At 53.1% G+C, this 14,605-nt stretch carries 15 protein-coding genes and 1 other RNA gene; 11 read left to right on the forward strand and 5 right to left on the reverse strand.

Annotation, left to right across the window (positions count from 1 at the left end; translation table 11 throughout):
* Positions 1 to 39: 39 nt before the first annotated feature.
* Positions 40 to 933, reverse strand: coding sequence for a DNA-binding transcriptional regulator ArgP (gene argP / locus RTW80_RS12355; RefSeq protein WP_000828351.1), 894 nt, complete (start codon positions 931 to 933; stop codon positions 40 to 42).
* A gap of 141 nt (positions 934 to 1,074) precedes the next feature.
* On the opposite strand from argP, the gene RTW80_RS12360 reads away from it, so the two are divergent.
* The 4 genes from RTW80_RS12360 to ibsC all read left to right on the forward strand — a co-directional run bounded on the left by RTW80_RS12360 (position 1,075) and on the right by ibsC (position 3,796).
* Positions 1,075 to 1,305 carry a LysR substrate-binding domain-containing protein gene (locus RTW80_RS12360; RefSeq protein WP_000545308.1) on the forward strand — a complete coding sequence of 77 codons (231 nt, stop codon included), beginning with the start codon at positions 1,075 to 1,077 and terminating at the stop codon, positions 1,303 to 1,305.
* Between the two features lie 55 nt (positions 1,306 to 1,360).
* Positions 1,361 to 2,020: a ribose-5-phosphate isomerase RpiA gene (gene rpiA / locus RTW80_RS12365; protein WP_000189743.1), complete on the forward strand. Its 660-nt coding sequence runs from the start codon at positions 1,361 to 1,363 to the stop codon at positions 2,018 to 2,020.
* 255 nt (positions 2,021 to 2,275) lie between these two features.
* On the forward strand, positions 2,276 to 3,508 hold the full coding sequence (gene serA, locus RTW80_RS12370) for a phosphoglycerate dehydrogenase (protein ID WP_001151604.1): 1,233 nt from the start codon (positions 2,276 to 2,278) through the stop codon (positions 3,506 to 3,508).
* Positions 3,509 to 3,736: 228 nt separating this feature from the next.
* Entirely contained in the window at positions 3,737 to 3,796 is a 60-nt protein-coding gene (gene ibsC / locus RTW80_RS12375; protein ID WP_010723220.1) for a type I toxin-antitoxin system toxin IbsC, read from the forward strand.
* A 100-nt stretch (positions 3,797 to 3,896) separates the two neighbouring features.
* Here ibsC and RTW80_RS12380 read toward each other — a convergent pair whose 3' ends face one another.
* From RTW80_RS12380 to zapA, 3 genes are all read right to left on the reverse strand, one after another.
* On the reverse strand, positions 3,897 to 4,499 hold the full coding sequence (locus RTW80_RS12380) for a 5-formyltetrahydrofolate cyclo-ligase (protein ID WP_000192742.1): 603 nt from the start codon (positions 4,497 to 4,499) through the stop codon (positions 3,897 to 3,899).
* A 20-nt stretch (positions 4,500 to 4,519) separates the two neighbouring features.
* Positions 4,520 to 4,703: non-coding RNA, 6S RNA (gene ssrS, locus RTW80_RS12385), on the reverse strand.
* Positions 4,704 to 4,744: 41 nt separating this feature from the next.
* Positions 4,745 to 5,074: a cell division protein ZapA gene (gene zapA, locus RTW80_RS12390; protein ID WP_001276008.1), complete on the reverse strand. Its 330-nt coding sequence runs from the start codon at positions 5,072 to 5,074 to the stop codon at positions 4,745 to 4,747.
* A gap of 167 nt (positions 5,075 to 5,241) precedes the next feature.
* Between zapA and ygfB the strand changes: the two genes are divergently transcribed.
* Genes ygfB through ubiI form a run of 4 tightly spaced genes read left to right on the forward strand, consistent with a single transcriptional unit; the run spans position 5,242 to position 9,571 of the window.
* On the forward strand, positions 5,242 to 5,820 hold the full coding sequence (ygfB, locus tag RTW80_RS12395; protein WP_074152931.1) for a UPF0149 family protein YgfB: 579 nt from the start codon (positions 5,242 to 5,244) through the stop codon (positions 5,818 to 5,820).
* A gap of 25 nt (positions 5,821 to 5,845) precedes the next feature.
* Entirely contained in the window at positions 5,846 to 7,171 is a 1,326-nt protein-coding gene (gene pepP, locus RTW80_RS12400) for a Xaa-Pro aminopeptidase (protein ID WP_001290123.1), read from the forward strand.
* Positions 7,168 to 8,346, forward strand: coding sequence for a 2-octaprenyl-6-methoxyphenyl hydroxylase (gene ubiH / locus RTW80_RS12405; RefSeq protein WP_000111199.1), 1,179 nt, complete (start codon positions 7,168 to 7,170; stop codon positions 8,344 to 8,346). The genes pepP and ubiH overlap by 4 nt, the downstream gene beginning before the upstream one ends.
* A gap of 22 nt (positions 8,347 to 8,368) precedes the next feature.
* Complete coding sequence (gene ubiI, locus RTW80_RS12410; protein WP_239978423.1) at positions 8,369 to 9,571, forward strand: FAD-dependent 2-octaprenylphenol hydroxylase; 1,203 nt, start codon at positions 8,369 to 8,371, stop codon at positions 9,569 to 9,571.
* A 73-nt stretch (positions 9,572 to 9,644) separates the two neighbouring features.
* On the opposite strand, the gene RTW80_RS12415 is transcribed toward ubiI, so the two are convergent.
* Entirely contained in the window at positions 9,645 to 9,728 is an 84-nt protein-coding gene (locus tag RTW80_RS12415) for a hypothetical protein (protein WP_122056850.1), read from the reverse strand.
* Positions 9,729 to 10,017: 289 nt separating this feature from the next.
* Here RTW80_RS12415 and gcvT point away from each other — a divergent pair, with 289 nt between their 5' ends.
* From gcvT to gcvP, 3 genes are all read left to right on the forward strand, one after another.
* Positions 10,018 to 11,112 carry a glycine cleavage system aminomethyltransferase GcvT gene (gene gcvT, locus RTW80_RS12420; RefSeq protein ID WP_000068701.1) on the forward strand — a complete coding sequence of 365 codons (1,095 nt, stop codon included), beginning with the start codon at positions 10,018 to 10,020 and terminating at the stop codon, positions 11,110 to 11,112.
* A 23-nt stretch (positions 11,113 to 11,135) separates the two neighbouring features.
* Entirely contained in the window at positions 11,136 to 11,525 is a 390-nt protein-coding gene (gene gcvH / locus RTW80_RS12425) for a glycine cleavage system protein GcvH (RefSeq protein ID WP_001295377.1), read from the forward strand.
* Between the two features lie 118 nt (positions 11,526 to 11,643).
* Positions 11,644 to 14,517 (forward strand): aminomethyl-transferring glycine dehydrogenase, encoded by a 2,874-nt coding sequence (gcvP, locus tag RTW80_RS12430; protein ID WP_000195065.1) that lies wholly within the window; start codon positions 11,644 to 11,646, stop codon positions 14,515 to 14,517.
* Positions 14,518 to 14,605 lie beyond the last annotated feature (88 nt).

The following is a 14,605-nucleotide window of genomic DNA, read 5'->3' on the forward strand; positions in this document are numbered from 1 at the left end:
ACAACGCCTGATATGTGCTATCAGGCATTATTTGATGGATTAATCCTGACGAAGGACTTTGTGACCATAATCGAGTAACGCATCAGTGACTTTACGCATCATGCGGCTTTCAGGAGCAAAGCGGTGCCAGTAGAGCATCCGTCGTTGAAATAGCCCAGGCGTTAAGTCAATCAGTTCACCGCTGGCCAGCTCTTTCTCGATTTGCAGGTGCGGGATCATACAGCAGGTGGTGCCCTGGCGAGCAAGTTGTACGAACGCTTCTGAAGAATTAACGATATGGCAGGGCACGCTGCCTGGAGGCAGATCGAAGTTTTGCTGCAAAAAGGCCTGGTGCATATCGTCAAGATGGTCAAACGCGACCACTGGCGCTTTCAGTAATGCCGAACGCGTTACGCCGTTAGGGAAATATTTTTCGGCAAAGGGTTTTGAGCTGACGAACAGATAGTCGAGCGCACCAAGTTTATCGACAAGACAACTCGGCAGCGCCTGATGTTGAATACTCACCGCGCCGACCACTTCGCCGCGGCGCAGACGTTCCTGAGTGCGGGTTTCATCTTCTACCTGCAAGTTGAGGCGGATAGGCGAATCAGCCAACACAGGAGCCAGTGCAGGAAGCAACCACGTCGCCAGACTGTCGGCGTTGACCGCCAGTGAAAGCAGCAGCGGAGTCGAACCGGTTTGTTCATCGCCCAGCCACTCTTCTTCCAGCAACTCCACCTGGCGCAGCAGTGCCAGCAGTTTTTGCCCTTGTTCCGTCGGGCGCGGCGGTACGGTACGCACCAACAGCGGCTGCCCGAACATATTTTCCAGTTGCTTAATGCGCTGTGAGACGGCTGATTGTGTAATGCACAGCTTTTGTGCCGCGCGCTCAAATCCTCGTTCACGTATCACCGCATCCAGTGCCTGTAATGTTCTGTAGTCCGGGCGTTTCATTGCTGTTGTCTGCTCCTGGTAAATGCTTTTTCCTGCACTATGACACAATTTTGTGTCAGGTTGCATATACCGAAGCCGTCGGCGGGTAACATTTGTATCCGTGGTTAAAAGCGCAGCTTAAAAGATCAGGGATTTGCGCTAATGCATTTCGCTCAGCGAGTTCGCGCCCTGGTTGTGTTGAATGGCGTGGCGTTATTGCCTCAATTTGCCTGTAAACAGGGGCTTGCGAACGGTGAACTGGTGCGCCTGTTTGCACCGTGGAGCGGCATACCCAGACCGTTGTATGCTTTATTTGCGGGGCGAAAGGGGATGCCTGCCATTGCGCGATATTTTATGGATGAGTTAACCACGCGGCTTGCCAACGGGGTCTGAATCGCTTTTTTTGTATATAATGCGTGTGAAATTTCATACCACAGGCGAAACGATCATGACGCAGGATGAATTGAAAAAAGCAGTAGGATGGGCGGCACTTCAGTATGTTCAGCCCGGCACCATTGTTGGTGTAGGTACAGGTTCCACCGCCGCACACTTTATTGACGCGCTCGGTACAATGAAAGGCCAGATTGAAGGGGCCGTTTCCAGTTCAGATGCTTCCACTGAAAAACTGAAAAGCCTCGGCATTCACGTTTTTGATCTCAACGAAGTCGACAGCCTTGGCATCTACGTTGATGGCGCAGATGAAATCAACGGCCACATGCAAATGATCAAAGGCGGCGGCGCGGCGCTGACCCGTGAAAAAATCATTGCTTCGGTTGCAGAAAAATTTATCTGTATTGCAGACGCTTCCAAGCAGGTTGATATTCTGGGTAAATTCCCGCTGCCAGTAGAAGTTATCCCGATGGCACGTAGTGCAGTGGCGCGTCAGCTGGTGAAACTGGGCGGTCGTCCGGAATACCGTCAGGGCGTGGTGACCGATAATGGCAACGTGATCCTCGACGTCCACGGCATGGAAATCCTTGACCCGATAGCGATGGAAAACGCCATAAATGCGATTCCTGGCGTGGTGACTGTTGGCTTGTTTGCTAACCGTGGCGCGGACGTTGCGCTGATTGGCACACCTGACGGTGTCAAAACCATTGTGAAATGATCTGACGGGGGAACCTCCCCCGTTAAAAAAATTCTCTTCATTAAATTTGGTGACATGTGTCACGTTTTTACCTGGCTATTGTCGATTGCTCTAAATAAATCTTCTAAACCAGCATATTCATCCAAGAATTACCTTTGCGTGATATTTCCTCAACATCGCGACGCAAACGTTCATATTGCCGCAATATTATTTTTTGATATGTTGAAAGGCGGACGCAAATCCGCACACAACATTTCAAAAGACAGGATTGGGTAAATGGCAAAGGTATCGCTGGAGAAAGACAAGATTAAGTTTCTGCTGGTAGAAGGCGTGCACCAAAAGGCGCTGGAAAGCCTTCGTGCAGCTGGTTACACCAACATCGAATTTCACAAAGGCGCGCTGGATGATGAACAATTAAAAGAATCCATCCGCGATGCCCACTTCATCGGCCTGCGATCCCGTACCCATCTGACTGAAGACGTGATCAACGCCGCAGAAAAACTGGTCGCTATTGGCTGTTTCTGTATCGGAACAAACCAGGTTGATCTGGATGCGGCGGCAAAGCGCGGGATCCCGGTATTTAACGCACCGTTCTCAAATACGCGCTCTGTTGCGGAGCTGGTGATTGGCGAACTGCTGCTGCTATTGCGCGGCGTGCCGGAAGCCAATGCTAAAGCGCACCGTGGCGTGTGGAACAAACTGGCGGCGGGTTCTTTTGAAGCGCGCGGCAAAAAGCTGGGTATCATCGGCTACGGTCATATTGGTACGCAATTGGGCATTCTGGCTGAATCGCTGGGAATGTATGTTTACTTTTATGATATTGAAAATAAACTGCCGCTGGGCAACGCCACTCAGGTACAGCATCTTTCTGACCTGCTGAATATGAGCGATGTGGTGAGTCTGCATGTACCAGAGAATCCGTCCACCAAAAATATGATGGGCGCGAAAGAAATTTCACTAATGAAGCCCGGCTCGCTGCTGATTAATGCTTCGCGCGGTACTGTGGTGGATATTCCGGCGCTGTGTGATGCGCTGGCGAGCAAACATCTGGCGGGGGCGGCAATCGACGTATTCCCGACGGAACCGGCGACCAATAGCGATCCATTTACCTCTCCGCTGTGTGAATTCGACAACGTCCTTCTGACGCCACACATTGGCGGTTCGACTCAGGAAGCGCAGGAGAATATCGGCCTGGAAGTTGCGGGTAAATTGATCAAGTATTCTGACAATGGCTCAACGCTCTCTGCGGTGAACTTCCCGGAAGTCTCGCTGCCACTGCACGGTGGGCGTCGTCTGATGCACATCCACGAAAACCGTCCGGGCGTGCTAACTGCGCTCAACAAAATTTTTGCCGAGCAGGGCGTCAACATCGCCGCGCAATATCTGCAAACTTCCGCCCAGATGGGTTATGTAGTTATTGATATTGAAGCCGACGAAGACGTTGCCGAAAAAGCGCTGCAGGCAATGAAAGCTATTCCGGGTACCATTCGCGCCCGTCTGCTGTACTAATTCCCCTTCTCTGAAAATCAACGGGCAGGTCACTGACTTGCCCGTTTTTTTATCCCTTCTCCACACCGTTGCCGCGTTGCGCATTCTACTTTGCGAGTCTGCTCCAGAAAATAAATCAAAGTCAGATCAATGCGTTGTGTTTATTTAATGGGGATTTACGATGGCAGGGCAGCATGGGGCTGTAACGGTAAAGCCCTCACCGAAGCGAGGGCTTGAAGGAGAAGGGTTATGATGCGACTTGTCATCATACTGATTGTACTGTTACTCATAAGTTTCAGCGCTTATTAACAGTCAGTCTCAGGGGAGGAGCAATCCTCCCTTACCCTTACTCACTAAATTAGGTCAAAGAATCAACGATGTCAATCAGGGCGATGCAGGTGTGTCGCCCTTACCACTCCCAGACTTTCGACGGTGTAACCACCGCAGGCAGTGGGATATCCCACTCTTCAACGGGGAGTTTTTCCACCAACTGACAATCATGCGCATAACCCACCGGTTGCATTTTATAGTGCTGCCAGTTTTGTAAGGTCCGATCATAAAAACCTCCGCCCATTCCCAGGCGCTGACCGTACTCATCAAAGGCGACCAGGGGGGTGATCAGGACGTCTAATCGGGAAAGGGGGAGCACGTCACGCACATCCAATTTTGGCTCATGGATCTTCAACCTGTTCATCACCAGTTCGCTTTGCGGATGGTAATTCAGGAACAGCAAATTACCGGCACTAAAGGGATGCAAAACTGGAAGATATACGCGCTTACCGGCGCGCCAGAGTTGTTCTATGAGTGGCTGGGTGTCGAGTTCGCCATCAAAAGAGAGGAATACAGCGACCGTATGTGCCATCACCACCGGGGGATAAGTCATCATCCGGGTAGCGGCTTGTTGACCCATTTCCTGCTGTTGTTCCGGCGTTAACGCACGACGACGTTGCCGAATCATTTTGCGGATTTCTTGTCGGGATAATATCAGTGGGAGTTCTGGTAGTTGCGTCATGGCTGGTGCCAGATAAGAAGGGAATCTCCGAGATGCCGCCGCAGGCTGTAACCCTTGAACCCTTGGTTCAAGGTGAATGTGTCGTCGCAGTTTTAAGGCTTCTCGGACGGACCGAGCATGCTCACCAACCGCGGAGCGCCACATTCTTGTGGTATGAAATATCGGCTCAGGGGACTGGCCCGCTTGCGAACATCTCAGAGAAATTTTGTCTTCACGGTTACTCTACCACAGTAAACCGAAAAGTGTCATTCAAAGTTTTGGTTAGTTTTTTCGGTGATGCGACCTTGTTCAAGTAACGCTTGTTCTATGGTCTGCTGCAGCATCCGAATACGCTGTTCCATACTTGCCGCGTAGTCACGAGTCTTCGCTTTTTCTTGCGCTAACTCATAGCTGATATTCAATGCGGCAATGAAGACCAACTGTTCAGTATTTGTGACTCTAGTGCGTTCTTTCAGATCTTGCAACCGTTGGTTCAGATCGTCCGCTGCCTGATTCAACGCATCCCTTTGGTCAGGCGGGCAGTTCACACGCAGTGAACGGCCAAAAATTTGGATATCGACGGGTTGTGCAGACATGCCACCTTCCTGCTGATTGACTGCGCTGCCTTCGTCTTTAGACCCATGGTCTGCGAAGGGGCGACACTATAGCTACCCTGATGAGAAGAGACAAGCCCTTTTCTGGTCCACCAGGGCCCAAAGTGGTAGCATATCATGAATATTCCTCCCTTTGACGACGAATGCTTATGTCTATACAGAACGAAATGCCTGGTTACAACGAAATGAACCAGTATCTGAACCAACAAGGGACGGGTCTGACCCCAGCTGAGATGCATGGTTTAATCAGCGGGATGATATGTGGCGGTAACGATGACAGCTCATGGCTACCGCTACTTCACGACCTGACGAACGAAGGCATGGCTTTCGGTCATGAGCTGGCACAGGCACTGCGTAAAATGCACTCTGCCACCAGCGATGCCCTGCAGGATGACGGCTTCCTTTTTCAGCTTTATCTGCCTGATGGCGATGATGTCAGCGTTTTCGCTCGGGCTGATGCATTGGCAGGTTGGGTCAATCACTTCCTGCTTGGTCTTGGCGTTACGCAACCGAAGCTGGATAAAGTGACCGGCGAAACCGGTGAAGCTATCGACGATCTGCGTAACATTGCGCAACTGGGTTACGACGAAGACGAAGATCAGGAAGAGCTTGAAATGTCGCTTGAAGAGATCATCGAATACGTTCGTGTTGCCGCGCTGTTATGCCACGACACCTTTACTCATCCGCAACCGACCGCGCCAAAAGTACAAAAACCGACTCTACACTAAAAACAAAAAACGTAAGGAGAGTGTTATGAGTGAGATATCCCGGCAAGAGTTTCAGCGTCGCCGTCAGGCCCTGGTGGAGCAAATGCAACCCGGCAGCGCCGCGCTGATTTTTGCTGCACCAGAAGTAACACGTAGCGCCGACAGCGAATACCCCTATCGTCAGAACAGTGACTTCTGGTACTTCACCGGCTTTAACGAACCGGAAGCGGTGCTGGTGCTGATTAAAAGCGATGACACTCATAACCACAGCGTTCTGTTTAACCGCGTTCGCGACCTGACGGCGGAGATCTGGTTTGGCCGTCGCTTAGGCCAGGATGCCGCGCCAGAGAAACTGGGCGTTGACCGCGCACTGGCATTCAGCGAAATCAATCAGCAACTTTATCAACTACTTAACGGCCTGGATGTGGTTTACCATGCCCAGGGCGAATATGCATATGCTGATGAAATCGTGAACAGTGCGCTGGAAAAACTGCGTAAAGGTTCGCGGCAAAATCTCACCGCACCGGCAACGATGATCGACTGGCGTCCTGTTGTTCATGAAATGCGCCTGTTCAAATCGCCAGAAGAGATTGCCGTACTCCGCCGCGCGGGAGAAATCACCGCCATGGCACATACCCGGGCGATGGAAAAATGCCGTCCGGGAATGTTCGAGTACCATCTGGAAGGCGAAATTCACCACGAATTTAACCGCCACGGTGCGCGCTATCCGTCCTATAACACCATTGTCGGCAGCGGTGAAAACGGCTGCATTCTGCACTACACCGAAAACGAGTGTGAAATGCGCGACGGCGACCTGGTGTTGATTGACGCGGGTTGCGAATACAAAGGTTACGCTGGCGATATTACCCGCACCTTCCCGGTCAACGGCAAATTCACCCAGGCCCAGCGTGAAATCTACGACATTGTGCTGGAGTCTCTCGAAACCAGCCTGCGCCTGTATCGTCCGGGAACTTCCATTCTGGAAGTCACTGGTGAAGTGGTGCGCATCATGGTTAGCGGCCTGGTAAAACTCGGCATCCTGAAAGGTGATGTTGATGAACTGATCGCTCAGAACGCCCATCGTCCTTTCTTTATGCATGGCCTTAGCCACTGGTTAGGACTGGATGTCCATGACGTTGGCGTTTATGGTCAGGATCGCTCGCGCATTCTGGAACCGGGGATGGTACTGACCGTAGAGCCTGGTCTGTATATCGCGCCGGATGCGGATGTGCCAGAACAATATCGCGGTATCGGCATTCGTATTGAAGACGACATTGTGATTACCGAAACCGGTAACGAAAACCTCACCGCCAGCGTGGTGAAAAAGCCGGAAGAAATCGAAGCGTTGATGGCTGCTGCGAGAAAGCAATGAGCGTAATCATCGTCGGTGGCGGCATGGCGGGCGCGACGCTGGCGCTGGCTATTTCCCGGTTAAGTCACGGGGCGCTGCCGGTACATTTGATTGAAGCGACTGCGCCAGAGTCACATGCTCATCCGGGCTTTGATGGACGAGCGATAGCGCTGGCGGCGGGTACCTGTCAGCAACTGGCGCGCATCGGCGTCTGGCAATCTCTGGCGGATTGCGCAACTGCCATCACCACCGTGCATGTCAGCGATCGTGGTCACGCTGGATTTGTCACCCTCGCCGCAGAAGATTACCAACTGGCGGCGCTGGGACAGGTTGTCGAATTGCACAATGTCGGGCAACGGCTGTTTGCATTGCTGCGTAAAGCACCTGGCGTAACGCTGCATTGCCCTGATCGCGTGGCTAACGTTGCCCGTACTCAGAGTCACGTTGAAGTGACGCTGGAGAGTGGCGAGACGCTGACGGGCCGCGTGCTGGTAGCCGCTGATGGCACCCATTCAGCGTTAGCCACCGCGTGCGGCGTTGACTGGCAGCAGGAGCCTTACGAACAACTGGCAGTGATTGCCAACGTTGCTACTTCTGTTGCGCACGAAGGCCGCGCTTTTGAACGCTTCACGCAACATGGCCCGCTGGCGATGTTGCCGATGTCTGACGGACGCTGTTCGCTGGTCTGGTGTCATCCACTGGAACGGCGCGAAGAGGTGCTGTCGTGGAGTGACGAGAAGTTTTGCCGTGAGCTCCAGTCGGCCTTTGGCTGGCGACTTGGAAAAATTACCCACGCCGGTAAACGCAGTGCTTATCCGCTGGCGTTAACCCGCGCCGCCAGAGCTATTACCCATCGTACCGTGCTGGTGGGCAATGCGGCGCAAACCCTGCACCCGATTGCCGGGCAAGGGTTCAACCTCGGTATGCGAGATGTGATGAGTCTTGCGGAAACCCTGACTCAGGCGCAGGAGCGCGGAGAAGACATGGGGGATTACGGCGTATTGTGCCGTTATCAGCAGCGTCGACAGAGCGATCGCGAAGCAACCATCGGCGTCACGGACAGCCTGGTACATCTTTTTGCCAACCGTTGGGCACCGCTGGTTGTCGGGCGCAACATCGGACTGATGACGATGGAATTATTCACCCCGGCACGCGATGTGCTGGCGCAGCGCACCCTCGGTTGGGTGGCGCGTTGAAGGCGGTTTTAAGGAATAAACAATGCAAAGTGTTGATGTAGCCATTGTTGGTGGCGGCATGGTGGGGCTGGCGGTTGCCTGCGGCTTACAGGGGAGCGGCTTACGCGTTGCCGTACTGGAGCAGCGCGTACCGGAACCTCTGGCGGCGGATGCACCACCACAACTGCGCGTTTCGGCTATCAATGCCGCCAGCGAAAAATTACTCACCCGTCTTGGCGTCTGGCAGGACATTCTCTCTCGTAGGGCCAGTTGTTATCACGGTATGGAAGTGTGGGACAAAGACAGTTTTGGTCACATTTCGTTTGACGATCAAAGCATGGGCTATAGCCATCTTGGGCATATCGTTGAAAACTCAGTGATTCACTACGCGCTGTGGAACAAAGCGCAGCAGTCGTCAGATATCACTCTGTTGGCCCCCGCAGAATTACAGCAGGTCGCCTGGGGAGAAAATGAAACTTTCCTGACGCTGAAAGATGGCAGCATGTTAACGGCGCGTCTGGTGATTGGCGCGGACGGTGCTAATTCCTGGTTGCGCAACAAAGCAGATATTCCGCTGACTTTCTGGGATTATCAGCATCACGCGCTGGTAGCGACCATTCGCACGGAAGAACCGCATGATGCGGTGGCGCGGCAGGTTTTCCATGGCGAAGGCATTCTGGCCTTTTTACCGCTTAGCGATCCGTATCTTTGCTCAATTGTCTGGTCACTGTCGCCAGAGGAAGCGCAGCGGATGCAGCAGGCAAGTGAAGATGAATTTAATCGCGCGTTAAATATCGCTTTTGATAATCGCCTGGGCTTATGCAAGGTTGAGAGCGCGCGTCAGGTGTTCCCACTGACGGGGCGTTATGCGCGCCAGTTTGCCGCGCACCGTCTGGTGCTGGTGGGCGACGCCGCGCATACCATTCACCCGCTGGCGGGGCAGGGAGTAAATCTCGGCTTTATGGATGCTGCAGAGCTGATTGCTGAACTGAAACGGTTGCATCGTCAGGGGAAAGACATCGGGCAGTACATTTACCTGCGCCGGTATGAGCGTAGCCGCAAGCACAGTGCGGCGCTGATGCTGGCTGGTATGCAGGGATTCCGCGATCTGTTTTCCGGTACCAATCCGGCGAAAAAACTGCTGCGTGATATTGGTTTGAAACTGGCCGACACGCTTCCTGGCGTTAAACCACAACTTATCCGCCAGGCAATGGGATTAAACGATTTGCCTGAATGGCTGCGTTAAAAATTTCTCTTCTGCTGTTTATTTGATACCCATCACACTTTCATCTCCCGGTTTTTTCGCCGGGAGATTTTCCTCATTTGAAATAAACTAATTTCACCTCCGTTTTCGCATTATATTTTCTAATGTCATTGTTTTTTGATTTAGTGTTTTTTGACATTTTTTTAGCTCTTAATATTGCCTTATTCAAATTAGCTTTCTAATGGCATCATCTTTATATAGAAACTGGTGTGTTTTTTGGTTTTTTATTCTGTCGCGATTTTGGCGTTTTTTAACCATAAGCTAATGTGATGATCAATTTTACCTTATGGTTAACAGTCTGTTTCGGTGGTAAGTTCAGGCAAAAGAGAACGATTGCGTTGGGGACCGGGAGTGGCTCCGATGCTGGGTTTCGTGGTGATAATTTCACCATGAAAAGTTGTCAGCCCCGCTTATTCAATGAGGACAAGATGGCACAACAGACTCCTTTGTACGAACAACACACGCTTTGCGGCGCTCGCATGGTGGATTTCCACGGCTGGATGATGCCGCTGCATTACGGTTCGCAAATCGACGAACATCATGCGGTACGTACCGATGCCGGAATGTTTGATGTGTCACATATGACCATCGTCGATCTTCGCGGCAGCCGCACCCGGGAGTTTCTGCGTTATCTGCTGGCGAACGATGTGGCGAAGCTCACCAAAAGCGGCAAAGCCCTTTACTCGGGGATGTTGAATGCCTCTGGCGGTGTGATAGATGACCTCATCGTCTACTACTTTACTGAAGATTTCTTCCGCCTCGTTGTTAACTCCGCCACCCGCGAAAAAGACCTCTCCTGGATTACCCAACACGCTGAACCTTTCGGCATCGAAATTACCGTTCGTGATGACCTTTCCATGATTGCCGTGCAAGGGCCGAATGCGCAGGCAAAAGCTGCCACACTGTTTAATGACGCCCAGCGTCAGGCGGTGGAAGGGATGAAACCGTTCTTTGGCGTGCAGGCGGGCGATCTGTTTATTGCCACCACTGGTTATACCGGTGAAGCGGGCTATGAAATTGCGCTGCCCAATGAAAAAGCGGCCGATTTCTGGCGTGCGCTGGTGGAAGCGGGTGTTAAGCCATGTGGCTTGGGCGCGCGTGACACGCTGCGTCTGGAAGCGGGCATGAATCTTTATGGTCAGGAGATGGACGAAACCATCTCTCCTTTAGCCGCCAACATGGGCTGGACTATCGCCTGGGAACCGGCAGATCGTGACTTTATCGGTCGTGAAGCCCTGGAAGTGCAGCGTGAGCATGGTACAGAAAAACTGGTTGGTCTGGTGATGACCGAAAAAGGCGTGCTGCGTAATGAACTGCCGGTACGCTTTACCGATGCGCAGGGCAACCAGCATGAAGGCATTATCACCAGCGGTACTTTCTCCCCGACGCTGGGTTACAGCATTGCGCTGGCGCGCGTGCCGGAAGGTATTGGCGAAACGGCGATTGTGCAAATTCGCAACCGTGAAATGCCGGTTAAAGTGACAAAACCTGTTTTTGTGCGTAACGGCAAAGCCGTCGCGTGATTTACTTTTTTGGAGATTGATTGATGAGCAACGTACCAGCAGAACTGAAATACAGCAAAGAACACGAATGGCTGCGTAAAGAAGCCGACGGCACTTACACCGTTGGTATTACCGAACATGCTCAGGAGCTGTTAGGCGATATGGTGTTTGTTGACCTGCCGGAAGTGGGCGCAACGGTTAGCGCGGGCGATGACTGCGCGGTTGCCGAATCAGTAAAAGCGGCGTCAGACATTTATGCGCCAGTAAGCGGTGAAATCGTGGCGGTAAACGACGCACTGAGCGATTCCCCGGAACTGGTGAACAGCGAACCGTATGCAGGCGGCTGGATCTTTAAAATCAAAGCCAGCGATGAAAGCGAACTGGAATCACTGCTGGATGCGACCGCATACGAAGCATTGTTAGAAGACGAGTAACGGCTTTATTCCTCTTCTGCGGGAGAGGATCAGGGTGAGGAAAATTTATGCCTCACCCTCACTCTCTTCGTAAGGAGAGAGGTTCACAATTCACTGCACGTTTCAGGAACCATCGCTCATGACACAGACGTTAAGCCAGCTTGAAAACAGCGGCGCTTTTATTGAACGCCATATCGGACCGGACGCCGCGCAACAGCAAGAAATGCTGAATGCCGTTGGTGCACAATCGTTAAACGCGCTGACCGGCCAGATTGTGCCGAAAGATATTCAGCTTGCGACACCACCGCAGGTTGGCGCACCGGCGACCGAATACGCCGCACTGGCAGAACTCAAGGCTATTGCCAGTCGCAATAAACGCTTCACGTCTTACATCGGCATGGGTTACACCGCCGTGCAGCTACCGCCGGTTATCCTGCGTAACATGCTGGAAAATCCGGGCTGGTATACCGCGTACACTCCGTATCAACCTGAAGTCTCCCAGGGCCGCCTTGAAGCACTGCTCAACTTCCAGCAGGTAACGCTGGATTTGACTGGACTGGATATGGCCTCTGCTTCTCTTCTGGACGAGGCCACCGCTGCCGCCGAAGCAATGGCGATGGCGAAACGCGTCAGCAAACTGAAAAATGCCAACCGCTTCTTCGTGGCTTCCGATGTGCATCCGCAAACGCTGGATGTGGTCCGTACTCGTGCCGAAACCTTTGGTTTTGAAGTGATTGTCGATGACGCGCAAAAAGTGCTCGACCATCAGGACGTCTTCGGCGTGCTGTTACAGCAGGTAGGCACTACCGGTGAAATTCACGACTACACTGCGCTTATTAGCGAACTGAAATCACGCAAAATTGTGGTCAGCGTTGCCGCCGATATTATGGCGCTGGTGCTGTTAACTGCGCCGGGTAAACAGGGCGCGGATATTGTTTTTGGTTCGGCGCAACGCTTCGGCGTGCCGATGGGCTACGGTGGCCCACACGCGGCATTCTTTGCGGCGAAAGATGAATACAAACGCTCAATGCCGGGCCGTATTATCGGTGTATCGAAAGATGCAGCTGGCAACACCGCTCTGCGCATGGCGATGCAGACTCGCGAGCAACATATTCGTCGTGAGAAAGCGAACTCCAACATTTGTACTTCCCAGGTACTGCTGGCAAACATCGCCAGCCTGTATGCCGTTTATCACGGCCCGGTTGGCCTGAAACGTATCGCTAACCGCATTCACCGTCTGACCGATATCCTGGCGGCAGGCCTGCAACAAAAAGGTCTGAAGCTGCGCCATGCGCACTATTTCGACACTCTGTGTGTGGAAGTGGCCGACAAGGCGGGCGTACTGACGCGTGCCGAAGCGGCTGAAATCAACCTGCGTAGCGATATCCTGAACGCGGTTGGGATCACCCTTGATGAAACCACCACGCGCGAAAACGTGATGCAGCTTTTCAGCGTACTGCTGGGGGATAACCACGGCCTGGACATCGACACGCTGGACAAAGACGTGGCTCACGACAGCCGCTCTATTCAACCTGCGATGCTGCGCGACGACGAAATCCTCACCCATCCGGTGTTTAATCGCTACCACAGCGAAACCGAAATGATGCGCTATATGCACTCGCTGGAGCGTAAAGATCTGGCGCTGAATCAGGCGATGATCCCGCTGGGTTCCTGCACCATGAAACTGAACGCCGCCGCCGAGATGATCCCAATCACCTGGCCGGAATTTGCCGAACTGCACCCGTTCTGCCCGCCGGAGCAGGCCGAAGGTTATCAGCAGATGATTGCGCAGCTGGCTGACTGGCTGGTGAAACTGACCGGTTACGACGCCGTTTGTATGCAGCCGAACTCTGGCGCACAGGGCGAATACGCGGGCCTGCTGGCGATTCGTCATTATCATGAAAGCCGCAACGAAGGGCATCGCGATATCTGCCTGATCCCGGCTTCTGCGCACGGAACTAACCCCGCTTCTGCACATATGGCAGGAATGCAGGTGGTGGTTGTGGCGTGTGATAAAAACGGCAACATCGATCTGACTGATCTGCGCGCGAAAGCGGAACAGGCGGGCGATAACCTCTCCTGTATCATGGTGACTTATCCTTCTACCCACGGCGTGTATGAAGAAACGATCCGTGAAGTGTGTGAAGTCGTGCATCAGTTCGGCGGTCAGGTTTACCTTGATGGCGCGAACATGAACGCCCAGGTTGGCATCACCTCGCCGGGCTTTATTGGCGCGGACGTTTCGCACCTCAACCTGCATAAAACTTTCTGCATTCCGCACGGCGGTGGTGGTCCGGGTATGGGACCGATCGGTGTGAAAGCGCATCTGGCACCGTTTGTACCGGGTCATAGCGTGGTGCAAATCGAAGGCATGTTAACCCGTCAGGGCGCAGTTTCTGCGGCACCGTTCGGTAGCGCCTCTATCCTGCCAATCAGCTGGATGTACATCCGCATGATGGGCGCAGAAGGGCTGAAAAAAGCAAGCCAGGTGGCAATCCTCAACGCCAACTATATTGCCAGCCGCCTGCAGGATGCCTTCCCGGTGCTGTATACCGGTCGCGACGGTCGCGTGGCGCACGAATGTATTCTCGATATTCGCCCGCTGAAAGAAGAAACCGGCATCAGCGAGCTGGATATTGCCAAGCGCCTGATCGACTACGGTTTCCACGCGCCGACGATGTCGTTCCCGGTGGCGGGTACGCTGATGGTTGAACCGACTGAATCTGAAAGCAAAGTGGAACTGGATCGCTTTATCGACGCGATGCTGGCTATCCGCGCAGAAATCGACCAGGTTAAAGCCGGTGTCTGGCCGCTGGAAGATAACCCGCTGGTGAACGCGCCGCACATTCAGAACGAACTGGTCGCCGAGTGGGCGCATCCGTACAGCCGTGAAGTTGCAGTATTCCCGGCAGGTGTGGCAGACAAATACTGGCCGACGGTGAAACGTCTGGATGATGTTTACGGCGACCGTAACCTGTTCTGCTCCTGCGTACCGATTAGCGAATACCAGTAATTCACTGATTCGACTATCTTCTAAAGGCGCTTCGGCGCCTTTTTAGTCAGATGACAAAGTACAAAAGCGCTCAGACAGTCCCCTCACC

Origin of the sequence: Escherichia sp. AM3, assembly GCF_032029835.1 — a bacterium.
Taxonomy (GTDB): Bacteria; Pseudomonadota; Gammaproteobacteria; order Enterobacterales; family Enterobacteriaceae; genus Escherichia; species Escherichia coli.